Source organism: Martinezella lusitana (genome assembly GCF_016901135.1).
GTDB classification, from domain to species: Bacteria; Pseudomonadota; Alphaproteobacteria; order Rhizobiales; family Rhizobiaceae; genus Rhizobium; species Rhizobium lusitanum_D.
Genome location: NZ_JAFEVL010000048.1, coordinates 582,861 through 605,577 on the forward strand (window position 1 = coordinate 582,861; position 22,717 = coordinate 605,577).

Here is a 22,717-nt window from a genome sequence, read left to right on the forward strand (position 1 = left end):
GTTCCCATTGTCTACTCATTTAGTCGTATATGAAAGCGTGAAAATGCGCCGTTAGCAAGCGCTTTCTTGCCGACCGAGCCCGCAAACGGATCAGAGCGATGATACCATGACGCAAGAGGCGGCCTGCGATCGCAGGCCCATTTGCGATCTACCTTCTGCGGTTTCGGCAAAGGAAGAGAATAGCCGATAGCCTTCCCGCCAACGGCCGAAGCCGCCTTCGATATTGATATGACCGGCCTGTCCGAGATCGTGAAGCTCGCTTCCCCAGCAGGCAGCATACCGGCGGAGCGCTGCGAAATCCATGTAACGATCGTCACGGCTGCCGACGACGAAACTTCTGACCGGCAAGGGCCTGGTCGGCATCGCACCGAATTCGATAGCGCCGGGATGAAGCCTCTCCGTCCTCTCAAGATCACAGGGCGCGACAAGAAAGGCGCCCTTCACACGCCTGGCAGCCGGCCGATCAGCCAGATGGGCGGCAAGCAGGCACCCGAGACTGTGCGTGACGAGCCATGCCTCCCCCACCCGCTCCAGCTCGTTTTCGAGTGCCTGCAGCCACTGGGACAATACCGGCCTGGACCACAAAACCTGTCACACAATGGTCGCGGAGGCATGATCACGTGTCCAATGGCGTTGCCAATGGCCCTCGGCGGAACCGTTCAAGCCGGGAAGGATCAAGATGGCGCCCATGGGGATCTCCTGGATGCAGGCGGCCACGCCTTCCGGCCGCGTGCTTACAATTTCTCCATTTGCCGCCTATTATGCCGAAAGGCAGGATCCGAATAAGCAAAGAAAATCCATTGTATACTAGATCCATAGAAATTAAGATCTTACGGATTTGCCTTGCCTGAAGAACCGATCTGGCGCTGGCTGATGGAGTGATGGATGGGGACTGTTTCGCAGTTGCACGAACGCGTCAGGCCACCCGCGCATCGTATTCAAAGCGAAGAGGAAGCGCTCGAAATCGCGCGGTCGCTGGCCGCCGGCTTCGCGCTGCAGGCCAGTGATCGTGATATCAACCGTGTCCTGCCCTATGATGAAATCGAAACCCTCTCCCAGTCAGGCCTGTTCGGGATCTCCGTGCCGTCGGAACATGGTGGCATCGATATTTCCAACTCCGTCCTTGCCGAAATCATCGCCATCCTGGCAGGAGCCGATCCCTCCATCGCACAGATTTTGCAGACCCATTTCCACGTGCTGGAAGCGGTGCGTACCGGCGGCAGTGAGGAGCAGAAGTCGTCCCTTTTTGCCAGGGTCATGGCCGGTGACCGTTTCGGCAGTGTTTCTTCGGATGCCGGCACCGGCGGAGCCGGCCAAAGTGATCTGCAACTGACACATGATGGACTAGGCTACCGCCTGAACGGCCGGAGCTTCCATTCAGCCAGCGTACTCTTCTCCGACTGGATCGTCATGTTCATTGCCGATGCCGTGGCCGTCGTGCCGAGGAATACCGAAGGCATCCAGATCATCGACGACTGGGATGGTTTCGGCCAGCGCACCTCCGGAAACGGAACAACCATCCTGCACAACATCTATCTCAACGTCGACGCGGTGCTTTCGCATCACGAAAAACTTGAGCAGCCTTCCGTCATCGATTCCGTCGGCCAGCTCACCCATGCCGGCATCAATCTCGGCATAGCCCGGTCGGCGCTGGCGACGACCATCGAGCTCATGCGCGCCCATCCCTCGACGGACAATAGCCTGAAGCATGCTGCGGATGATCCGCTTATTATCACCAGAGTGGGAGAGATTGCCGTTCGCATTGAAGCAGCAACGGCGATGGTGGAGCGCGCCGGCAGCAAGATCGATGCCGCCCAGATCAATCTCACCGAGGATCATGTGATTGATGCTGCACTCTCCGTGGCGGCAGCACAGACAGTGACGGCGGAGATCGCCATGGAGGCGTCCAATACGTTGTTTGATCTCGCGGGCGCATCCTCGGCACGCATCGGCCTCAATCTTGACCGCCACTGGCGCAACGCCCGCATTCATACGCTCCATGATCCGGCACGACGGACATACAACGCCGTCGGCAACTATCATCTGAACGGCATAAAGCCGCCAAAGAGCTCATCGCCCTGAACGTCGGCTGCGCTGGGTCCAGTAAAAAGGAAAACGGCCGAAGAGCTCAGCCGATATTCGAAGCGCGGTAGTCTTCCCGCTCCTGGATCTCGATCGGCGCACCGCCGGCGACGAACTGTTCCAATGTCATGTTATCGAGAATCTCGGCAATCGCGTCGCGGACCTCCGTCATCGAGCGACGCACCTGACAGCGCTCGGGATCCGAACAGTCGTCGCAAGCCTCATAAGCCGTGCGGCTGGCACAGCGGATCGGGGCAAGCGGACCGTCCAATGTGCGAATGACATGGCCGATGCGGATTTCCGCGGCCGAGCGCGACAGCGAATAACCGCCGCCTGGCCCCTTCTTCGAGCGAAGCACACCGGCATTGCGCAGTTCGAGCAGGATGGTATCGAGAAACTTCTTCGGAATGTTGTTGCGTAACGCGATATCGTTGATGAACGCTGTTTCGCCCGGCCCAAGACGAGCCAGATCCACCAGCGCCTTCAATCCATATTTTCCTTTTTTCGTAAGCATCGCTATCCGCTTTACTGCAAAGTCGATTGTTGGGAGCCCGGCTCGGTTCGATGGAGACTCAACCGGCCGATCTTGTCATCAGAGATTGCGGAAGTAACCCCGCCACCCCGGACAAACAAGACAATAACTCACAAATTGTATAGTTTATATGAGTAAATTTAGGCAAATGTATCGCCGAAGCAACGATTTTGCGGCTTTTCTTGGATTTAGGCGGCGCTACTATCCAAATGTGCTCCGCCATGCCCATGTTCGTGCTCAGCAATTGCCGAAGCCACCTGCTCCGCAACGAGGACAGCATGCTCCACCACTTCAGGCAAACCCATGAGCTCACCGAAGGTTCCGCGCGCCAATGGACCCGAGATGAACAACGCGGGCACGATCGCCCCGTTAGCACCGAGCGCCCGCGATTGCGTGTCGCAAGCAAGTCCGAGCCCTGTGGGGTCCATCGCTAGATATCCGGCCGTCGCAAGACCGTCGATCCAGCCTTGCGACTGCAGGATCCCGCGATGGCCGGGACCGGTGGTAACGACGACTGCATCGAATTGCCTTTCGACATCTAGGTCGGAGCGGCTGAGGCGGAGCCTGCAATCGATGCCGCCGTCTGCGACCTCGATGGAAGCAACCGAAGCCGCGAGCACCTCGAGCCGGCCGGCATCAATCGCCTGTTCGCTGACAGCCTCCACCTGCGGCGCGACGCGAAAACGGTGCACGTCCCAGAAGGGCCGCAAATGCCTGACGACACGCCTTCGCTCCTCGACGGATAGCGCCCGCCATAAATGCCGCCCCTGCGCCCGCACCTGATCGATGACCGCATGCCAGCTGCGCCCCTCGCCTTCCGCTTCCCGGATGGCCGCGCGCACATGCCGTAGGAGATCCAGCGCCGTCCGTGACGGGTGACTGACGAAATCGCCGAACAGGTCCTGTTTCACCTGCGCATGACCGCGTGAACGCAATCCGCGACGGGATATGGCGGTAATGGGTCCTTTGTGACCGCGCAGCTGGAGAGAGGCGATGACATCGGCCGAGGTCAGACCATTGCCAACCACCAGCACGCGATCATCAGCCCGGACGGCCGCAAGCGCATCCGGCCGCGTCGGATCCGGAACGAAGCGCGGATGATCGGCAAGCGCATCCTGTAGCAATTGCGGCGGCAGGGGCGACGGATGACTGGTAGCGATGACGAGAATATCCGCATCCACGCGCCGTCCTGCCTCGCCTGTGATCACCCACCGGCGACCCGACCGTGATATCCGTTCGACCCCTTGAGCGATATGGGTGAGGCGCCCCTCCTCGACGAAGGGACCTATCATGCTGGAGATATAGTTTCCGAAAACGGCACGACGAGGAAACAGGCTGCCATTCGCCGCAACCGCCGCCTCATCACCTGCCAGCGCGCCCTGCTCCTGCAGCCAGCGTTGAAAATGCTCGAGGTCGTCAGGCAGGAGGCTCATCTTGGCCGCCGGCACATTGATGCGGTGGGCGGGATCGCGCGTATCATAGGCAAGCCCCGCCCCCAGACGGTCACGTGGCTCGAAAATGAAAAGCTGGCTGGGCCGCAATAACCGGCGTTGCAGCAGATGGAAGGCAACCGCCGTTCCGGAAACCCCGCCGCCGATGATGGCGATGACTGGCAGATCACGCGCCTGATGATCAGAGCTAATGGTTATAGCCAACTCCTTCCGGATCAATCGGCCGCGCGAACTCGCCGCCTGCCGATCAATCGCAATTACCGTTGCAAGCGAAAATATACTCTATAAATTTTATTGACAATAGGATCCCGAGACGAGCGCGTGCTCCCCCTGCAACCCGGATAGTGAAATTGGCGCCGATAAGCCTTTGCAAACAAGCGCTTATTTGTGCCTTGCACAACATTGTTTTTGCACCGCAAGATGTAAAAAACTTGGCATGCACCAAATAAAAGAACATACTAATAGTTGTTCTGGTTCGTATTCTCTGTGGGAGGAGAAATATCATGGAACTACTTCGTCTGCTCACCCCCTTCGACTATACGTTGATGCTGCTGCTGGCAGTCATCTTTGTATTCAGCTTGATGGAAGGCGGACATAAAAAGCATTGAGCGCACGCCATTAAGGCGACCAGATTTGCCCCGAGGCAAGCGCATCCGGGTGATCGTGTTCGATATGGCTGAATGATGAATCTCATCGAGCGGAAGAGCTCCAGTCCCGCTGTCATATTCCATGCTGCACGACACCGGCGTCCCATTAGACGCAATCACTCCCCGATTTCCCGCCGTTGAAACCGGCCAAGCGCCCGGTTTCATTTCAACACTCCTCCCCAATACAGCCATGAGTAGCAGCGCACTGCTCTACTTTGGCTTGAAATTATTGTGTTGTAAAAAATAGGATTTCCCCTAGCAACGATCGGTTTTTGCGCCAGCCGACATGATGTTTTCGGCAAGCTTCACGCAAACGACTCTTGCGATACTCCACCTGCATCGGAATTTTTTTGAATCAGCGGGGGATATACTTATGGGATACGATTGGGACGGCGTAAAAACACGCAGGATGCGGAAGCTGAAATACGGGATTTCCTTTTTCCTCCTTACGATGTCTCTGACCGCGCCAACCATATTCCTGCTGCATTTCCGCTGACGCCGCCGCCTTCCCGCAAGCCGCCGAAACACCACAGAAATGCAGGCGGAGCTCAATCCCGCAGCGTTGCTCTTGAGCTTTCAATTACCCAATAAGATTCGCGTAAGCTGCTTGTTTTAAGAGTTTCGTTAACGCTTCCCACATTAGAGCATGCCAAATTAGTGAAGCATGGTACACGGGAGCCAATGCTATGACTACAGTCTCGCCTGACTCGCCTGAAGGCAGAGCATCAACGCGAAAACGGACGCTTTTTGGTGCCAAGATCATATTCAATGACGGACATTCGGTCTTCGATTGTACCGTAAGAAACCTGTCCGATACCGGTGCGATGATCCAGATCGAGAACCCGCTCTCCGCACCGAACGCCTTCCATTTGCAGCTCTCGGACAACAGGCTGTGGGCGTGCCAGGTGCGGTGGCGAAAAATCAACAGCATGGGCATTCAGTTCGTTTGAGGATATGCACTATTTTGTGCCATAACCGCCGCTCGGTTCCGCAGTCAAAGTCTCAACTTCGATCATATGTTGTGAGAGCATAGTCGGGTTCGACTTCAGCTCGACCATGGGCATGAGGACCGGTATTGGCGGACCCTCGCCGTTCTCACGCTTCATCGACTTGCAGCTCATCGGGCCGTGAAGAGGCGCATCGAACCGATTCACCCACCCGATCATCGCCGCAAGGACGAAATTCGTTCAACTGCGCACCACAATCGCCGCGACACTTGTCATTCTTTATTGCGGGCCTGTGGTCACAGGATTCTAAAATGCCCATCGCATAACTCCGGACGATGACGATGAGTGACAAACCGTGGCTTTTCCCTGTGTGTGTAATTTGCACACGTACCAATCAAACTCTGAAGGTCGGCACGACCCGGGAGGCGTGGAAGATGCTCCTCGATATGTGGCCCGTTGCGGATGGCCATAGGTTTCTTTCTGCCCTCAGGATCTGCATGGATGTCGAACACGGCATAGGAGAGCCGGCCGACGCACGCGATGCCTTCATCGCAGCAGCAGAAGAGGCCGGCGTGACCATCGAGGCATGAAGCGATGCGTCGTCCGTCGCAAGCCGGGCACGAAGCTGTTGGGAGAACGCTAGGAGATCGAGGCCGCCGCTTTTATGAACAGGAACCGAATCTGAATTGGAAACGAAGAAGCCGATGCCGGCTTCTTTCCAAGAATAAATCAGCGTTTCCAAGGAGATAATGGTGGGTGATGTAGGGCTCGAACCTACGACCCGCTGATTAAGAGTCAGCTGCTCTACCAACTGAGCTAATCACCCGTACCGCTTGTCGGCGGCGTGACCGGGCATATAAATAGGATCGGTTTGATTGTCCAGCGGCCAGACGAATTTTCTTTGATTATTTGTCAAAAAAATTTCAGAGACCGCCGAAAATCCAGCAAAATCAAAGCTCAAGAATTCCGGACGCGACGCACACGGCCTGGCCGCCGATGCGGGCGTTGGCGATCAGGCCGTCGTCGACATCGAGGTGGAGATGAATCAGCGAGGGCCGCCCCATCTCGATACCCTGCTCTATGATGATCGGATGATGGCCATCCGGCAGCCCGTCGAACTGATTGATCGCGCCGGATAGCGCCGCCACCGCCGAACCCGTCGCCGGATCCTCGACGATGCCCATTCCCACAGGAAACATGCGCGCATGGAACTTGGCGGCATGATTGACGCCGCCGCGACAATAGACGAAGGCCGAAGCGAGCGCGCCATCGACGAAGGGAACCGTCTTTTCCCAGAGCTGCAGATCAAATTCCAAACGCTCGGCCGCACCAACATCGTGCACCGGCACCAGCAGGAACGGCACGCCGGCGCTCCAGATGGACGGCACGTGATTCTCGAAGCCGATCTCGGTGATCTTCAGGCTGAGCGCGTTGGCAATGTCAGCCCTGTCGAGCGGCAGCAGGATCTGCTGCGATTTCCTCGGCAAGTCGAACTCGGCAAAGCTCGCCTTGTTCTGGCGCAGCCTGATCGCGCAGCGCACCGGCCCGACCCGTTCGTCCAGCACGGAAACGAGATCGATGTCGCCGCCATGCGTCGCATGGGCCTTCTCCGCGAGCGCAATGGCCGTACCCACGGTGGGGTGCCCGGCAAAGGGCAGTTCGCGACCCGGCGTGAATATTCGCAGATTGGCCGTATGCGCCGGGTTCTGCGGCGGCAGCACGAACACCGTCTCGGAAAGGTTCATCTCCCTGGCGATGGCCTGCATCGCCTCGTCACTCAAGCCCTCGGCATCGAAGATGATCGCAAGAGGATTGCCCGCCAGCTTCCTGTCGGTGAACACATCATAGACACTGTAGCTGCGCGCCAATCCGGCCTCCATCCAAGCTTCCAGACTTAACCATTCATACCGGCAAGCGACTCCAGCGCAAGCCCAAGCTATTTCGCTTCGCCGAAGAACCAGGCGAGAATAGGCAGCATCGCAACATTGTAACGCTGCGCCGTCGGATCGGCCGAGCGGATTGCGACCGCGCCGTCGATCTCATCCTCCTCGGCGACCAGCATGTGCGCCTCAATCCGCCGCAGCATCTCCTCGGCTGTCCAGGGGAAGCGGAAAACACGAAAAAGGGTTACGGAGCGGTTCGCATGCGTGGCGTAGTAGCCGGGCTCTGCGTCTGCCTCGTTCAGATCCAGGCCAGTTTCCTCCAGAACCTCGCGGCGCATATTGCCCTCAACATCGCAATGCCCGTCCACGATGTCGTTTTCATCCATTGATCCGGCGGCGCAATAGACCTGGCCCGGATTGGCCGTATGCGGCGCCATGCGGATCGCAATGACCGCGTCGTCGGACGAAACCGCCACCGCAAATGCAAAGACATGAAAGCCGCCCCGCTTCCTTTGCTTGCGCCACCAGAGGAATGTGGAAAACGGCGTCACGTAGCCTTCGCCCTTCACAACGCCGTCGGCAATCGACAGCCGATGCTGGAAGATCATGTTGCCATCATAAAGCGCCGGGTTGGCGGCAATCTCCTTTGCCCAGTTCCCCTGCGCCGCTTCCCATTCCTTCTGATGGAACGGATGGTTGCCGGAAAGCACGGCAAGATCGATCCTGGAGACCGGAAACACGGTATTTTCCGGCGGCCAGCCGGCCATATCGTCCTGCAATTCTGAAACTGTCATACGAGATCCAATGCGATAACGACGGGGCAATGGTCGGATGCCTTCGGCCGGTCCCAGCCGACGCGCGGATAGCGCTCCACCTCCTGCCCCGGAGGAAATATGGTCCGGAAAGGCTGGCCCGAGCGAACAATGTCGGGGACGCGCGTCGCGTTGGCGCCTGCCAGGGCCGGAGACAGCCAGATGTAATCAAGCTGGCAGAGCCGCTGCTCCTGCGGCCCGCGCGCATGATAAAGCGTCCAGCGGTCGAGCTCCTCCCGACGATGCATGACATTTTCGACGAAGCCGTCACGGCTGAAGACATCGAGCGCACTTTCTTTTTCTTCGGTGCGGTGCTCGAAGCTATAGCCGGTGCGGCGCGTGCCGATGACGTCGATCCACTCCTGATAGTCGTTCATATCGCCGCAGATGGCGAAGTTCTTCGTTGCCGTGTGACCAGCGCCGAACCGGTCTTCGATGATGCGGCGAACGGCCATCGTCTCGGCACGGCGTACCGGCATGGTCGCCTGGCGGCCATCGACGCCCTCCCGCGCCGGCCCCATCGATTTCAGATGCACGACATAGAGCGAGAACGGCACCCCGCCGATATGGAGATGGAGTTCCAGGCAATCACGCTTGAAGATCTTGTCTTCCGAATGAAGGCCGAGTGCTGCCAGCTCATCGTTGAAAAGGCCGAAATCGCCGTAAGTCACCATGGCGTGACTCTTGATGTCATTAAGCACGATCGGCTGCCCATCACGCGTTTCCTCGCGCATCATAACGGCCACATCGATGCCACGGCTGTCATTGCCTTCGATCAGGAATTTTTGACGATAGCCGTTGCCGACCATGCGGTAGAGATAGCCATATTCGAATGCCTGCAGCGCCGCCATGTTGTCGACCTCCTGCAGGCAGATGATGTCGGCATCCGCATCGGCGATCGCGAGCGCCGTCATCTGCCGGGTGTCGTCAGCCGCAGCGACCACGCGGGCAGCTTCCAGCTGCTGATAGACACTCTCGTTGCGAACATCGAAGAGCTGCAACACGCGATCCTGCCGCAACTGATTGCGAAAACCGGTGTAATCAAAACGGGTCAGCAGGTTCTCGACATTGAAGGTTGCAAGGCGCAGGGACATGAAGCATTCCAATTTCTGAAGAAGAATGTGAGCCGGCTTATCCTGCTCGCATTACCCGGTCTTGGCGGTGACCGTCGATTTGAACTTACCCATGAGATAGGGGCCGGAAAGAACAGGCGCATATTTCGGCTCCTCTCCCGGCTTGAGGCACGAAGGCAAGCAGGCGATTTCGGCAAACCAGTTCGGCTGATGAAAGAATGCCAGCGACTGCCGCCGCTGCATACCGCCCTCTTCCGGCGGCGGATTGACGACGCGATGCACGGTCGAAACCCAGCGATCATTGGTCCAAAGCGCCATCAGGTCGCCGATATTGATGACGAAAGCGCCCTCCACCGGCGGCACCGGCGTCCAGCGACCGTCAGGCGCAATGATCTCCAGCCCCTTGGAGCCCGGCTGCGGCAGCAGGATCGTCAGGCTGCCGTAATCAGTATGAGCGCCGGCACGCAGTTGGCCCGGCTGCGGCGGCACATGCTGCTCAGGATAGTTGAGAGCCCTCAGCGCGCTGATCGGCGCGTCCACGTAAGCATCGAAGAAATGCTCGTCGAGACCGAGCGCCGTCGCAAACACCCGCATGATCCGCGCGGCCAGATCCTCCATGGAGCGATAATAGGCCTTCCATGCCTCCATGAAACCCTCTGGCCCCTCGGGCCAGATCGTCGCCGCATAGCAGAAACCAAGTGCCTCCGGATCGCTCATGCCTGATGGCACGGCAAGCGGACCGCCATTGAAGCTTTCCTTGAGGTCGGGCGGCGTGTCGACATTGCGCGATTTCGCCAGCGCTTCGGTGCCGGGACCGAGATAGCCGTAGGGATAGCCCGGATAGAGCGTCTTGGCCCGCTGCTTCACCTCGGCGGGCAAATCGAAGAACGTGTGCGTCTTGTCCCAGACATTCGCAATCACGCCATCAACGACACCATGATTGGCAATCGCCAGGAAACCGGTCGAGCGGCATATCCGGTCCACCTCCGCTCCAAGCCGTCTCTTTTCCTCGAGATCTGCCGCCTCGAAGGCGCCGAGATCGAAAATCGGGAAGCTCTGATCGGACATGTGCGACTCCCATTCGTGACATCGGTCAAATCAAGCATAGGAGGCGGCGGCGAACAACCATCTTGTCTCCCGCCGCACAATCAGAGCCTCCAGGCCGAGCGGATGGCGACGGGATAGATGTCACCCGCCTTTACCGCCTCGCGGCTATAGGCCCTGAGCATCTGCCCGTCCGGCAACGAGAGCCGTATCGCGTAACGCTCGCCCTCATAAAGAACGGAAACGACCCGGCAGGAAATGCCCTGCGCGTCGGCGATCACATCCTCCGGCCGCACAAGAATATCGGCATGCTCGGAGGCGCCCTCCTGCTCGTTCCAGATCTTCTTCAAGGAGGGCCAGTCGATAAGACGCGGCCGGCCATCGGGAAGGGTAAGCGACAGGATGGCGCCCTGCCCCACCAGGCTGCCGACCATCCGCCCTTCGGGCCGGGCATAGATCTCCGCCGGAGGTGCCACCTGCAACAGCCGTCCCTCGGACATGACAGCGACATCGGTCGCCAGCGCCATGGCTTCGCTCTGATCATGCGTAACGTAGATCATGGTGGCGCCTGAGCGCTGGTGGAACTCTCGGAACGTCTCCTCCATCTCTTTCTTGAGATGACGATCGAGATTGGCAAGCGGCTCGTCGAGCAGCACGACATCAGGCGATGTCACCAGGCAGCGTGCCAGCGCCACGCGCTGGCGCTGGCCGCCGGAGAGATCAGCCGGCCGGCGCTCGGCATAATCGGCAAGCCGCACCGTCGCCAAGGCCTCGCGCACCTTCTCGCGGTAGCGTTCGCCGGAGATGCCGCGCACCTTCAGCGGATAGCCGACGTTGTCTGCGACGTTCATATGCGGCCAGAGCGCGTAGGACTGAAACACCATCGCCATGTTGCGCCGCTCCGGTGGCAACATGTTCGCTGCGTCCGCCAGCAATCGTTCGCCGAGATGGATGGAGCCATCTGTCGGCTGTTCGAAGCCGGCTATCATTCTGAGTACGGTCGTCTTGCCGCAGCCGGATGGCCCGAGCAGCGCCAGAAAGCCACCCTCGCGCACGTCGAGCGACAGTGCATTGACGGCGGCGCGGCCGCCCGTGCCGAAATCCTTGCAGAGGTGATTGAGGATCAGCTTCGCCACGGCACCACTCCTTTCGGCAGGCGCTTGGCCATGATTTCGAGCAGCACCATCATGATCACAACCATGGCGATGACGATGACAGACATGGCGGAGGCAAGATCGGCGCTGCCGCCATCGTCGAGATTATAGATCACCACTCCGAGCGTCTGCGTGCCCGCCGACCAGAGCAGCGCCGAAACCGTCAGCTCGTTGCAGGCGATGAGGAAAACCAGGATCACCGACGCGCCCGCCGCCGGCGCGATCAATGGGACGATGATGTCTGCAAGACGGCGAAAGAAGCCGGCGCCCGAAAGACGGGCCGCTTCTTCCAGGGCAGGATCGAGCTGCAGGAAGGCGCTCATGACCGGCTTGAGGCTGACGGCGAAGTAGGCGGAGAAATAGGCCAGCAGAATGATCCAGATCGTGCCGTAGAGCGTGACGTTGAGGATCGGCAATGGTGCTGCAAACACCAGGATGAAGCAGACGGCGATGATGATGCCGGGGAGCGCATAGGGTATCTCGATCAGGCCGCCGACGATGCGGCTCAGCATGTCCCTGCGCCGGGCTAGCGCATAGGCGGCAAGAATTGTCACCACTAGGAGACCCAAGGCCGTCGCCGTGGCGAGGAACAAGGAATTGGAAAAGGCCGTGCGCGTCACCGTCTGCCGAAACAGGATTTCCACGAAGGCGTTCAGCGACGCCGTCTTGAACGTCAGCGGCACGCCATAGGCCGGCACCAGCGCGCCGGCGACCAGCGCCAGGAAGGGTGCCACGAGCATAACGAATAGGATCGCCCAGAGCACCGGCACGGCAGCATAACGCCAGCGGCCGAGCGAAAGGGCAGCGGACGCGCCGGAAAGGCCGATGACGCGATAGTCCCGCCCTTTCAATGCCCTGCCCTGCACCGCAAGTCCCGCAACGGCGATGACGGCGATCATCGTCGAAAGCACGGCGATATCACCGAAAGTCCGTGGGCCGAAATTGGAGAATTTCGTGAAGATCAGGGTCGACAGCGTATAGATCGAGGCGGGAATACCAAGGATTGCCGGAATGCCGAAATTGCCGATCGAGGAGACGAAGGCAATTGCGGCGCCGGCGATGACACCGGGCAGCGACAGCGGCAGAATGATGTCTCGGAAGACGCGCAGGCCCGAGGCGCCCGAAAGCCTTGCCGTCTCGACGCCATCGCGCGGCAATGCCATCAACCCGGCCCTGAGCGCCAGATAGACCAGCGGCGCATGCTGCACGCCGTAAAGAAGAGCGATGCCGCCGATAGAATAGAGCGGCTGCGGCGATCCGAGCGGCGGCGCGATATGCAGCGCCTTCAACAGCGGGCTCGACGGACCGGACATCTGCACCCAGGCAAGCGCCGTCACCTGCGGCGGTATCATCATCGGCAGTACGAAGAGGAAGCCGAGAGGCCCCCTGCCCGGCATATCGGTCAATGTCAGCAGGAACGCGAAAAGGCAGCCGAGAGCCACGGAGATGATCGTGCCCAGCACGGCCGTTTCGATAGTGTACCAGGTGGAGCGCCACAGCGCTGGATCGGTGATGAGGTCATAGGTGCCGCCTCTGAGCAGCGCCTCGATACCGACCATCACCAGCCGCGCCAACGGCAAAACGCTGAGCAGCAGCACGACGGCAACAATAAAAGGAAACAGCCAGGCCGGCTGGCTGTTTCCCTTACGCACATATCCGTACATTTAAAATCCGGGCTGGATCACTTCCACTTGAAGTAGGTGGAGAAGGTCTTCAGGTCTTGATCCGTGTTCTTCAGGGCATCGGCGGCATTCAACGGCAAAAGCTTGATGCTGTCACGTGCCGGAAAACCTTCCGGCAGCGGCGTGCCGTTGCGGGCGGGAATATAGCCGAGCTTCAGGAAGCCTTCCTGACCTTTTTCGGACAGGACGTAATCGACGAACTTCTTGGCAGCCTCGGCATGCTGCGTGCTGGCGAGGATGCCGACCGGCTCGGTCACGGCCGAAACGCCTTCGGTCGGGAAAACAAATTCCAGGGGGGCGCCCTTGGCCTTTTCGCGGATCGGCATGTAATCGACGATCATGCCATAAGCCTTCTCGCCGGACGCGACGGCCTTGAGCACGGCGCCGTTGCCGCCCGAGGCGATCGCGCCGTTGTCGGCAAGATTCTTGTAGTAGTCCCAACCCAGGCTGCCGACGCCGGCGAGCGTCTGCGCATGAATGAGAGCGGCACCCGAAGCAAGCGGGCTCGGCATGGCAACGAGACCCTTGGCTTCCGGCTTGGCCAGATCCTGCCAGCTGGCCGGCTTCATCGAAGCGGCGGTGTTGTAGACGATGCCAGTCGTGATCAGCTTGGTGGAATAATAGTAGCCATCGGCATCGTAGAGCGACGAGTCGTAGTTCGCGGCTTCCGGCGACTTATAGGCCAGCAGCTTGCCCGCTTCCTTCAAGCGCTCCAGCGTCACGGTGTCGGCAATCAGCAGAACGTCAGCCGCGGGCGCGCCGGCCTGCATTTCCGCCTGCAACTTGGCGATGATCTGCGGCGTGCCGTCGCGAACCCAATCGACCTTGATGCCCGGATTGGCGGCCATGAAACCATCAACGGTGGCCTGCGCGTCGGCATTCGGCTGGCTCGTATAGAGAACGAGATCGGCGGCAACAGCAGTGCCGGAGAAAAGAGCGACGGCCAGCAGGCCGGCGAAGGCGGAAACAAAGGTCTTCATAAGACGTCCTCGGCTAGGTTGTAGGAAGGTTCCTTAGACGTGCGGCTTAACATGATTGTGACAGTTGAATTTGAAGAAGATGCGTTTCATATGATGATTAAACCTTGACCATCGGCGCTCCACGCTATTTCTTGGCGATCGAATTTCAGATGGGATCTAGGAGGACATATCCATGGAATATCGCCTGCTTGGCCGCTCCGGCCTCAAAGTTTCCACCATCACTATGGGCACCATGACCTTCGGCGGGGTCGGCTGGGCAAAAACCGTCGGCGATCTCGGCGTCAAGGATGCAAAGAAGCTGGTCGACATGTGCGTCGATGCCGGCGTCAACTTGCTCGATACGGCCGATGTCTACTCGCAGGGCGCCTCGGAGGAAATCCTTGGCGAGATCATCGGCGGCCCGCGCAAGGACGGCGTGCTCATCGCCACGAAGGCCCGTTTCCCCATGGGGCCTGGTGTCAACGATGTCGGCTCTTCCCGCCAGCATCTGATCCAGGCTTGCGAGGCAAGCTTGAAGCGCATGAAGACCGATGTCATCGACCTTTACCAGCTGCATGAATGGGACGGCCAGACGCCGCTGGAAGAGACGATGGAAGCGCTCGATACCTTGGTTCGCCAGGGCAAGGTCCGCTACATCGGCTGCTCGAACTTTTCCGGCTGGCACATCATGAAGGCGCTTGGCGTCAGCGAGCGTGACAAGCGCGAACGCTTCGTCAGCCAGCAGATCCACTATACGCTGGAAGCCCGCGACGCCGAAAACGAACTGGTGCCTGTTAGTATCGACCAAGGCCTTGGCATCCTCGTCTGGAGCCCGATTGCCGGCGGGCTGCTATCGGGCAAGCATCGCCGCAATCAGGCGACGCCTGAGGGCACGCGCCAGTTTGCCGGCTGGACGGAGCCGCCGATCCGCGACGAAAACCGACTGTGGAATATCGTCGATACGCTGGTGGAGGTTGCCGATGGCCGTGGCGTCTCGGCCGCGCAAGTGGCGCTCGCCTGGCTGATCGGCCGCAAGGGCGTGACCTCCGTCATCATCGGCGGCCGCACCAAAGCCCAGTTCAAGGACAACCTCGCCAGCGCCGAGCTGAAACTGACCGATGAAGAGCGCAAGCGTCTCGACGATGTCAGCCTGCCGCCGCTGATGTATCCCTACTGGCACCAGCGCAACACCGCTAGTGACCGCCTGAGCGAGGCCGACCTGTCACTGATCGGCCCGCATCTGGCGAAGTAAGAAACTCCTTCTCTCCCTCGGGGAGAAGGTGTCCAAAGGGCGGATGAGGGCGCGGCGCGGCACATTCAGTGTCCACCATAACGGTGCAACGCCCCCTCAACCAGCGCCCCTTCGACGAGCTCAGGAGCCATTCTTCTCCCCGCCGGGGAGAAGGTAAATCAAGCCGCCAACGCCCCGATCTCGCCTGATATCAACTTGCCGAGCCGCGAAATGCCCTCTTCGATCATCTCTTCGTTGGCGCAGGAAAAGCTGACGCGAAACGTATTCGCGCCGGTCCCGTCGGCGAAGAAGGCCTGACCGGGAACGAAGGCAACCTTTGCCGTTTCCAGAGACCGCGCCAGCAGCTTCGCCCCGTCCATGCCCTTCGGCAGGGTGATCCACACGAACATGCCGCCCTGCGGTTTCGTCCAGCTTACGCCGTCCGGCATGTATTTGGCGAGCGCGGCCAGCATACAGTCGCGGCGATGGCTATAGGTCATGCGGACCTTGGCAACCTGCGCGTCGAAACCGCGTTCGGCGACCTGATGTATAGCGATCTGGTTGATCGTCGAGGAATGCAGGTCAGCCGCCTGCTTCATCAGCACCAGCTTGCGGATGACGGGCGCATTGGCAACGACGAAACCGACGCGAAGACCCGGCGCCAAGGTCTTGGAAAAGCTGCCACAATAGATCGTCCGCGTATCGTTGATATGGCCCTTGCGCGCGATTTCCAGCGCCAGGATCGGCGGGATCGCCTCGCCGTCATAGCGCAGCGACTGATAGGCGGCGTCTTCGATGATGGCGATATCGAGCTCGTCGGCGAGATCGATGAGCTTCTCGCGAGCGTCAAGATCGACGGTTTCGCCGGTCGGATTGGCAAAATCGGCCGAGAGATAGGCGAACTTGACCCTGCCGCCTGCCTGCGCAGCGCCGGCACGATAAGAATCCGGCGTTCGGTTGCCGTTCAGCGTCAGCTGGTCATAGCTGGGCTCATAGGCGTTGAAGGCCTGCAGAGCGCCGAGATAGGTCGGCGCGGTGACCAAAGCCGTATCCTTCGGCGACAGGAAGAGCTTGCCGAGATAATCGAGGCCCTGCTGCGAGCCGGAGACGATGAAGACGTTGTCGAGTTCGCAGGGGACGCCAAGCGCCGCCATCTGCCCAACGAGCCATTCGCGCAGCGGCTTGTAGCCTTCGCTGACCGAATATTGCAGCGCTGCGTTGACGGTCGGGCCTGAGAAGATATCGGCATAGGCCTGCTTGAATTCCGCATCCGGAAACAATGCGGGATCGGGGATGCCACCGGCAAACGAGATGATATCCGGCCGCTCCAACAGCTTCAGCAACTCGCGGATTTCGGAGGCGCGCATACGGCTCGAACGCGTCGCAAAGATATTTTCCCAATTCAACATGGGGCTTCCTCGTAATTTTTGGTCTTTCCGACACAAGATCACGCAATAAAAGATAAGTCAATAATACTGACCTAATTTGTTTGTGATGGTGACAAGGAAAGGGATTGCTCGGGAGAAGGAGGTCGCTCTAGCAACGCGGCGCGTCGATTTAGACCCCTCTCGAAAGACCTACACATCCAAGTGCTAAAGTGTTACTCTTACATTGTATCAATCGATAGGGAAAACGTAAGAATGGCGATCGCGACGCTCTCATCGAAATTTCAGATATCGATTCCAAAAGAAGTGCGCGATCAACAACACTGGAGCGCGGGTCAGGAGTTCGTATTCATTCCGAAAGGCAAGGGGGTGCTCCTTATGCCTGTTCCGACTTTGGAAGACCTCAGGGGCATGGCGCGTGGCGCAAATCCGGAGACCTACCGCGTTCGGGACGACCGCTTCTAATGCGCGTGGTCGATAGTTCCGCGTGGATCGAGTGGATTCTTGATAGCCCGGTTGGAGGGCAACTGTCCGATAAAATTCCGGAACCTGACAACTGCATCGTTCCGACGATTGTCCAGCTTGAACTTTCCAAATGGCTTCTTCGAGAACAAGGTGAAGACGCCCTCAACAACTTCATTGCCTATACGATGCTATGCAATGTCGTGTCGTTGGACACAGCAATCGCTCGCCGCGCCGCCGAGATCTCCGCGCAACACAAACTTGCCACTGCCGACGCGATCATCTATGCGACCGCCCTCCAGCACGAGGCTGACATTCTGACCTGCGATGCGCATTTTGGGGGGCTGGAAAACGTAATCTATCTCCCGAAGGCAATGGATTAACATGACAAACGACGATCCCACCTCCTCCTTCTACAACGACAACGCCACCATCTACGCGGCACGCGAACGCAACCTGCCACAAAGCCGGCTTGATGCCTTCCTGGCTGCACTTCCCGCAGGCGCATCCATCCTGGAACTTGGCTGCGGCGCAGGACAGGATGCGGCCTATATGATCTCGCGGGGCTTCGACGTGATGCCGACCGATGGTTCGACCGAGCTTGCCAGGCAGGCCGAGGCCCTGATCGGTAAGCCCGTGCGGATACTGCGGTTCGAAACGCTCGATGCTCGTGAGGCCCATCATGGCATATGGGCGGAAGCCAGCCTACTGCATGTGTTCCGCGCCTCCCTGCCCGACGTTCTCAATCGGATCCGGCGCGCATTGAAAGACGGCGGTATCTTCCATGCCAGCTTCAAGGCCGGTGACGCGGAAGGGCATGATACGTTCGGTCGCTACTACAACTATCCCTCGGCCGCATGGCTGACAGCTCTGCTTGATAAAGGCGGCTGGAGAGATGTAACGATGACCGAAGCCGACGGCGGCGGCTTCGACGGCAAGCCGACGAAATGGCTTTATGTCAAAGCGCGGAAATAGAGGAGAGCAGGAGTTCTAGTCGCTACTATTAGTGGCATGCCGCCGACTTCCTCGATCTAGGCACGATGTGCACCGCAAACTACGTCCAATCCGGCTTAACGCCAGGATGATTTGCGCAGACCGGCCAAAGTCGCCTCAACGGCATCGATGCGCCACATATCTTTGTCAGCGATATGGTCGAGAACCGCCACGATAGCAGCTGGCAACTCGTCGCCGCAAAGCCAGCCGGCGATCGTCCGTCTGGTCGCCAAATCAAGATCTTCCCAAAAAGACTTACCGTAAGCCAGGCCGTCCGAACGATTGATGACATCAGCGAGTTGCAGGGCAGAATTCGGTGTCAGATTGGACAGCCAAGACTCCAGAACGGAATTGACATCCTTTTCGAGACGAATTGCGCAGATGAACCAATTCATCGCATCGAACTCGTCCGGATGTTGCAATCGTGCCCAGTGCCACGACGCGCGATAAACGTTCTCGATTGCAGAGCGCTCCGACGCTGGCCATCCACGCCAGTCAGCATATTCCAGCTTCGACAAGATTGTCAGCGGATCGAAGCCTGGCTCGCCCGGGGTGAAAAGCGCGTGCTGGAGAATGCGAGGAAGATAATGCTTATATTCCTCAATATTCCCGGCTGTGGTTAGCGCCCAATTGGCATAGGAGCTCAAGGCGTTACCGCTCAATTCCGACATCGGTGCGGAGCACAAATCGCGCAGAATCTTCTCCGGATCACGCAATCGCGATACATCTAGCGTTTCGAGAGGTGGATATTCAGCAAACGCGGCAAACAGCGCCTCCCAGCCTTTCTTGAGACTGGTGACAGTGCGTGCAAAATCGGTTTCAGCAGAAGTCATTGCAACCCTATAGCGAATTCGCAACTGTCTCGCCAGCAGGCCGTATTATCAAATAGCCGAAATAGAAAAAGGCCGGCGCTTTCGCCCCGGCCTTTCCCATTCCAGCAGTGCCGAAAATCTTAGTTGACGCTCTTGTCGACCAGCTTGTTCTTGCCGATCCAGGGCATCATGCCGCGCAGCTTGGCGCCGACTTCCTCGATCTGGTGGCTGTCGTTGTTGCGGCGAATACCCTTGAAGCGGGCAGCGCCCGAACGGTATTCCTGCATCCATTCGGAGGTGAACTTGCCGGTCTGGATGTCCTTTAGGATGCGCTTCATTTCAGCCTTGGTTTCGGCAGTGATGATGCGCGGGCCGGAGACGTATTCGCCCCATTCAGCGGTGTTCGAGATCGAGTAGTTCATGTTGGCGATGCCGCCTTCATAGATCAGGTCGACGATCAGCTTCACTTCGTGCAGGCACTCGAAATAGGCCATTTCCGGTGCGTAACCGGCTTCAACCAGGGTTTCGAAACCGGCGCGGATGAGCTCGACGAGACCGCCGCAAAGAACGACCTGTTCGCCGAAGAGGTCCGTTTCGCACTCTTCGCGGAAGTTGGTTTCGATGATGCCCGAACGGCCGCCGCCGACGCCGCAGGCGTAGGAGAGCGCGAGTTCAAGAGCGTTGCCGGAAGCGTTCTGGTGAACGGCAACAAGGCAGGGAACGCCGCCGCCCTTCTGGTATTCGCCGCGAACCGTGTGGCCCGGGCCCTTCGGGGCGATCATGACGACGTCGACCGAAGCCTTCGGCTCGATGAGGCCGAAGTGAACGTTGAGGCCGTGAGCGAAGGCGATCGCAGCGCCGTCACGGATGTTCGGAGCGATGTCGGCCTTGTAGATGTCGGACTGCAGTTCGTCCGGGGTCGCCATCATCATCAGGTCGGCCCAGGCAGCAGCTTCGGCGACGGTCATGACCTTGAAGCCGTCGGCTTCGGCCTTCTTGATGGTCGGCGAACCGGCCTTCAGCGCAATCACAAGGTTCTGTGCGCCGCTGTCCTTCAGGTTCAGCGCATGAGCGCGGCCCTGGGAACCGTAGCCGATGACGGCGACCTTCTTCGACTTGATGAGGTTGAGATCGGCATCACGATCGTAATAGACGCGCATTGTTTGTCCTTCCCTTTGCTTGTCTGGGTATAATTTCGATGTCTCAGACGGTCGCCGCTGCTTCCGCCAAAACCTTTTCCGTGCCGTAAAGCTTGAGGAAGGCGCTGACAGCCTTCTCCGCCTGACGGCTGGAATCCTTCAAACCTGGCTCGCCGAGCAGCATGCGGACATGCAGATCGGAAACGATGAGCCCGTAAAGCGTGTGATAGGCCTCGTCGGCATCCGTAAAGCGCAGCAGCCCTGCCCGCTTGCCGGCGTCGATCAAGCCGCTGGCGCGGCGGTCGATCTGCCGACGGCCGCGCTCCAAGAGAAGCTTGCCGAGCTTGGAGCCATCGCGGTTCGACTGGCCGATCGCCAGGCGGTTCAGCGCCAGCGAGACATCGCCCGCCAGAACTTCCAGCAGATCGCGGGCGAAGACGACAAGATGATCATGCAGGCTCGACACCGTCAGCCGCTCGCCGTTGCGCTCGAAGGTGCGCACCTTGCTCGCCTGATAGGCGATCATCGCCGACAGCAGACCGTCACGGTCGCCGAACCATTTATAGAGACTTTCCTTGGAGCAATTGGCGGCGCGCGCGACGCCCGAGGTCGTCAGCGCCTTTTCGCCGCCGTCGACGAGCAGACGCAGCGCCTGCTCCAGAACGGCGTTCTGGCGCGGCGAAAACTCGCTCGACTGTCCTACTTCGCTCAGCACGATGGCCACTCCCAAATGCGTACCGTACGGTACGGTTCGTGGCGCGTTATGCAGCACGCCGAAGCAGGCGTCAAGCGGAATTCGTTGCTGCACTGCGCCAAAAAAGCGGAGAGCGCTTGTCTTGGCGGGCGCATGGCGGATAGAGCTTGCCGGTACATCCGTTTCCTTTCGAGATCCTTTGATGAAAGCCGCATTCAACCTTCCTTGCGAGACATCACCTCCCCGCTTCCCGGCTGGCAGCGGTATGGGCGGAAGCGAGCAGCGGGCACTTACCCGCATTGTCGGGATCTGCCTTGTGCTCTGCCTGTTTCCCCTTCCGGTGTCGGCGCATACAACGGCAAAGCCGCTCACCGGATCCGCCGGACACTATTGCGGCAAGCTTCTATCTAGTGGGTTGCTGGTGGATGTCGAGACTTCACTACAGGCCGACCCAAAGGGTCACATATCGGGGACTTATCGCTTCGATGATGACGGCAATACAACGGCCGGCACCCTGTCGGAAATCGGGACGACTCACGGCACCGTACGAACGCTGCGTTGGTTCGACAAATATGGAATGGGTTCGCTGACGATCCGGTTCGATCACGACTATAGTCGTTTCGAAGGCCTATGGGGACCGGAAGACGCCGTTCCAAGCTACACCTGGAGCGGCGGTAATTGTGGCGTGCCCATCAGCTAAGCCTATTCGGCTGCGACTGCATTATTGCGCATAGCCTCGACATCCCTGAGCGGCGGCAGGCCGTAAAGGCGGCTGTATTCGCGGCTGAATTGCGACGGGCTTTGATAGCCGACGCGATGGCCGGCTGAGCCGACGTCGAGCTGCTCGACGATCATCAAGCGCCGCGCCTCATGCAGGCGAAGCTGCTTCTGATACTGCATCGGCGACATGGCCGTGACAGCCTTGAAATGGTGATGCAGCGAGGAAACGCTCATACCGACGCGCTCGGCCAGTTCCTCGATGCGCAGCGACTGGGCGAAATTGCTGCGAAGCCAGGTGACGGCACGCGCCACCCTGTTGCTCTGGCTCTCCGCCATGGCGACCTGCAGCAGCCGAGGCCCATTCGGACCGGTCAATAGACGGTAGAGGATCTCCTGCTCGATCAGCGGCGCCATGGCCGAAATATCCTCCGGCCGGTCGAGCAGCCTGAGCAGCCGCAACGAGGCGTCGAGCAATTCAGGCGATGCCGGATTGACCGCTAGCCCACGCATGCGTTCAGCCGTCATCGCCTGACGCGGAATGCTGATGCGCGACAACAGCTCATTCAGCCTTTCGCTGTCGAGCGTCATGGAGAAACAGAGATAGGGCGTATCGTTGCCGACGTTGGTGACCTGCGTTGACACGGGAAGGTCGAGAGCCATCAGGATATATTCGCCCACTCCATAATGGTATGTATCTGTGCCAACGGTCAGGGTCTTGCGCCCTTGGACCACGATTGCATAGGAAGGCCGATAGGCCGCATGCTGCCACACCGTCGCAGCCGATTGCCGGTACAGATTAAGACCCTCAATCGGCGTGGTATATTCTCCGTCCTGTATGGTGAAACGGGCAATGATGGATGCGAGTTCCTGATTGGGATTGAAGGGTAGTGTCATGCGCAACCAACTGTTTTCGAGTAGATATCAACACTTATCTAGGTAACCTCCCCCAACTGCGGAAGGGCAGCCGTGCATTTAGATTCGCAGGATCGTACATAAAGCTTGCAGGATCGCTCTA

22 protein-coding genes, 1 tRNA gene and 1 pseudogene are annotated in these 22,717 nt (G+C 59.1%); 8 read left to right on the plus strand and 16 right to left on the minus strand.

Annotation, left to right across the window (positions count from 1 at the left end; genetic code table 11):
• Window positions 1–90: 90 nt before the first annotated feature.
• Window positions 91–690, minus strand: a pseudogene (locus JTP94_RS23615) (RBBP9/YdeN family alpha/beta hydrolase).
• A gap of 195 nt (window positions 691–885) precedes the next feature.
• Here JTP94_RS23615 and JTP94_RS23620 point away from each other — a divergent pair.
• On the plus strand, window positions 886–2,082 hold the full coding sequence (locus tag JTP94_RS23620) for an SfnB family sulfur acquisition oxidoreductase (protein ID WP_204852848.1): 1,197 nt from the start codon (window positions 886–888) through the stop codon (window positions 2,080–2,082).
• A 46-nt stretch (window positions 2,083–2,128) separates the two neighbouring features.
• On the opposite strand, the gene JTP94_RS23625 is transcribed toward JTP94_RS23620, so the two are convergent.
• Together JTP94_RS23625 and JTP94_RS23630 are read right to left on the minus strand one after the other, a co-directional pair.
• Window positions 2,129–2,596, minus strand: a complete 468-nt coding sequence (locus tag JTP94_RS23625; RefSeq protein ID WP_204852849.1) for an Rrf2 family transcriptional regulator — start codon at window positions 2,594–2,596, stop codon at window positions 2,129–2,131.
• A 206-nt stretch (window positions 2,597–2,802) separates the two neighbouring features.
• Window positions 2,803–4,263 (minus strand): FAD/NAD(P)-binding protein, encoded by a 1,461-nt coding sequence (locus JTP94_RS23630; protein WP_204853086.1) that lies wholly within the window; start codon window positions 4,261–4,263, stop codon window positions 2,803–2,805.
• Between the two features lie 1,135 nt (window positions 4,264–5,398).
• Here JTP94_RS23630 and JTP94_RS23635 point away from each other — a divergent pair.
• Both JTP94_RS23635 and JTP94_RS23640 read left to right on the plus strand, forming a co-directional pair.
• Entirely contained in the window at window positions 5,399–5,662 is a 264-nt protein-coding gene (locus JTP94_RS23635) for a PilZ domain-containing protein (protein WP_204852850.1), read from the plus strand.
• A 338-nt stretch (window positions 5,663–6,000) separates the two neighbouring features.
• Window positions 6,001–6,249 carry a DUF982 domain-containing protein gene (locus tag JTP94_RS23640; RefSeq protein ID WP_204852851.1) on the plus strand — a complete coding sequence of 83 codons (249 nt, stop codon included), beginning with the start codon at window positions 6,001–6,003 and terminating at the stop codon, window positions 6,247–6,249.
• Between the two features lie 160 nt (window positions 6,250–6,409).
• Here the strand turns inward: JTP94_RS23640 and JTP94_RS23645 are convergent.
• The 8 genes from JTP94_RS23645 to JTP94_RS23680 all read right to left on the minus strand — a co-directional run bounded on the left by JTP94_RS23645 (window position 6,410) and on the right by JTP94_RS23680 (window position 14,287).
• Window positions 6,410–6,485 (minus strand) — tRNA-Lys (locus JTP94_RS23645).
• Window positions 6,486–6,609: 124 nt separating this feature from the next.
• Window positions 6,610–7,527 carry a PhzF family phenazine biosynthesis protein gene (locus tag JTP94_RS23650; protein WP_204853087.1) on the minus strand — a complete coding sequence of 306 codons (918 nt, stop codon included), beginning with the start codon at window positions 7,525–7,527 and terminating at the stop codon, window positions 6,610–6,612.
• A 68-nt stretch (window positions 7,528–7,595) separates the two neighbouring features.
• A complete protein-coding gene (locus JTP94_RS23655; RefSeq protein ID WP_204852852.1) occupies window positions 7,596–8,336 on the minus strand; it encodes an NUDIX hydrolase in 741 nt (246 codons plus the stop codon).
• Complete coding sequence (locus tag JTP94_RS23660; protein ID WP_204852853.1) at window positions 8,333–9,448, minus strand: endonuclease/exonuclease/phosphatase family protein; 1,116 nt, start codon at window positions 9,446–9,448, stop codon at window positions 8,333–8,335. Before JTP94_RS23660 ends, JTP94_RS23655 begins: the two co-directional genes overlap by 4 nt.
• 51 nt (window positions 9,449–9,499) lie before the next feature.
• A complete protein-coding gene (locus JTP94_RS23665; RefSeq protein ID WP_204852854.1) occupies window positions 9,500–10,495 on the minus strand; it encodes an isopenicillin N synthase family oxygenase in 996 nt (331 codons plus the stop codon).
• Between the two features lie 80 nt (window positions 10,496–10,575).
• Entirely contained in the window at window positions 10,576–11,607 is a 1,032-nt protein-coding gene (locus tag JTP94_RS23670) for an ABC transporter ATP-binding protein (protein ID WP_204852855.1), read from the minus strand.
• Window positions 11,595–13,289, minus strand: coding sequence for an iron ABC transporter permease (locus tag JTP94_RS23675; RefSeq protein ID WP_204852856.1), 1,695 nt, complete (start codon window positions 13,287–13,289; stop codon window positions 11,595–11,597). Before JTP94_RS23675 ends, JTP94_RS23670 begins: the two co-directional genes overlap by 13 nt.
• A 17-nt stretch (window positions 13,290–13,306) precedes the next feature.
• Entirely contained in the window at window positions 13,307–14,287 is a 981-nt protein-coding gene (locus JTP94_RS23680; RefSeq protein WP_204852857.1) for an ABC transporter substrate-binding protein, read from the minus strand.
• A 172-nt stretch (window positions 14,288–14,459) separates the two neighbouring features.
• On the opposite strand from JTP94_RS23680, the gene JTP94_RS23685 reads away from it, so the two are divergent.
• A complete protein-coding gene (locus JTP94_RS23685) occupies window positions 14,460–15,518 on the plus strand; it encodes an aldo/keto reductase (RefSeq protein WP_204852858.1) in 1,059 nt (352 codons plus the stop codon).
• 158 nt (window positions 15,519–15,676) lie between these two features.
• Here JTP94_RS23685 and JTP94_RS23690 read toward each other — a convergent pair whose 3' ends face one another.
• Window positions 15,677–16,906, minus strand: a complete 1,230-nt coding sequence (locus JTP94_RS23690) for a PLP-dependent aminotransferase family protein (protein WP_204852859.1) — start codon at window positions 16,904–16,906, stop codon at window positions 15,677–15,679.
• Window positions 16,907–17,137: 231 nt separating this feature from the next.
• On the opposite strand from JTP94_RS23690, the gene JTP94_RS23695 reads away from it, so the two are divergent.
• From JTP94_RS23695 to JTP94_RS23705, 3 genes are read left to right on the plus strand one after another with little or no spacing between them, the layout of a single operon-like run.
• Entirely contained in the window at window positions 17,138–17,347 is a 210-nt protein-coding gene (locus tag JTP94_RS23695; protein WP_204852860.1) for an AbrB/MazE/SpoVT family DNA-binding domain-containing protein, read from the plus strand.
• Window positions 17,347–17,727 carry a type II toxin-antitoxin system VapC family toxin gene (locus tag JTP94_RS23700; protein WP_204852861.1) on the plus strand — a complete coding sequence of 127 codons (381 nt, stop codon included), beginning with the start codon at window positions 17,347–17,349 and terminating at the stop codon, window positions 17,725–17,727. Before JTP94_RS23695 ends, JTP94_RS23700 begins: the two co-directional genes overlap by 1 nt.
• Window position 17,728: 1 nt before the next feature.
• Window positions 17,729–18,319, plus strand: coding sequence for a bifunctional 2-polyprenyl-6-hydroxyphenol methylase/3-demethylubiquinol 3-O-methyltransferase UbiG (locus JTP94_RS23705; RefSeq protein WP_204852862.1), 591 nt, complete (start codon window positions 17,729–17,731; stop codon window positions 18,317–18,319).
• Between the two features lie 95 nt (window positions 18,320–18,414).
• On the opposite strand, the gene JTP94_RS23710 is transcribed toward JTP94_RS23705, so the two are convergent.
• The 3 genes from JTP94_RS23710 to JTP94_RS23720 form a co-directional block, all read right to left on the minus strand.
• The gene (locus JTP94_RS23710; protein WP_204852863.1) at window positions 18,415–19,170 is read right to left on the minus strand and encodes a hypothetical protein; all 756 of its coding nucleotides are present in this window, start codon (window positions 19,168–19,170) and stop codon (window positions 18,415–18,417) included.
• Window positions 19,171–19,289: 119 nt separating this feature from the next.
• Window positions 19,290–20,309: a ketol-acid reductoisomerase gene (gene ilvC, locus JTP94_RS23715; RefSeq protein WP_204852864.1), complete on the minus strand. Its 1,020-nt coding sequence runs from the start codon at window positions 20,307–20,309 to the stop codon at window positions 19,290–19,292.
• A 43-nt stretch (window positions 20,310–20,352) separates the two neighbouring features.
• Entirely contained in the window at window positions 20,353–21,003 is a 651-nt protein-coding gene (locus JTP94_RS23720) for a TetR/AcrR family transcriptional regulator (RefSeq protein WP_204852865.1), read from the minus strand.
• A 181-nt stretch (window positions 21,004–21,184) separates the two neighbouring features.
• Between JTP94_RS23720 and JTP94_RS23725 the strand changes: the two genes are divergently transcribed.
• Window positions 21,185–21,682, plus strand: coding sequence for a hypothetical protein (locus JTP94_RS23725; RefSeq protein ID WP_246755207.1), 498 nt, complete (start codon window positions 21,185–21,187; stop codon window positions 21,680–21,682).
• 2 nt (window positions 21,683–21,684) lie between these two features.
• On the opposite strand, the gene JTP94_RS23730 is transcribed toward JTP94_RS23725, so the two are convergent.
• Complete coding sequence (locus JTP94_RS23730; protein WP_204852866.1) at window positions 21,685–22,596, minus strand: AraC family transcriptional regulator; 912 nt, start codon at window positions 22,594–22,596, stop codon at window positions 21,685–21,687.
• Window positions 22,597–22,717: the final 121 nt, after the last annotated feature.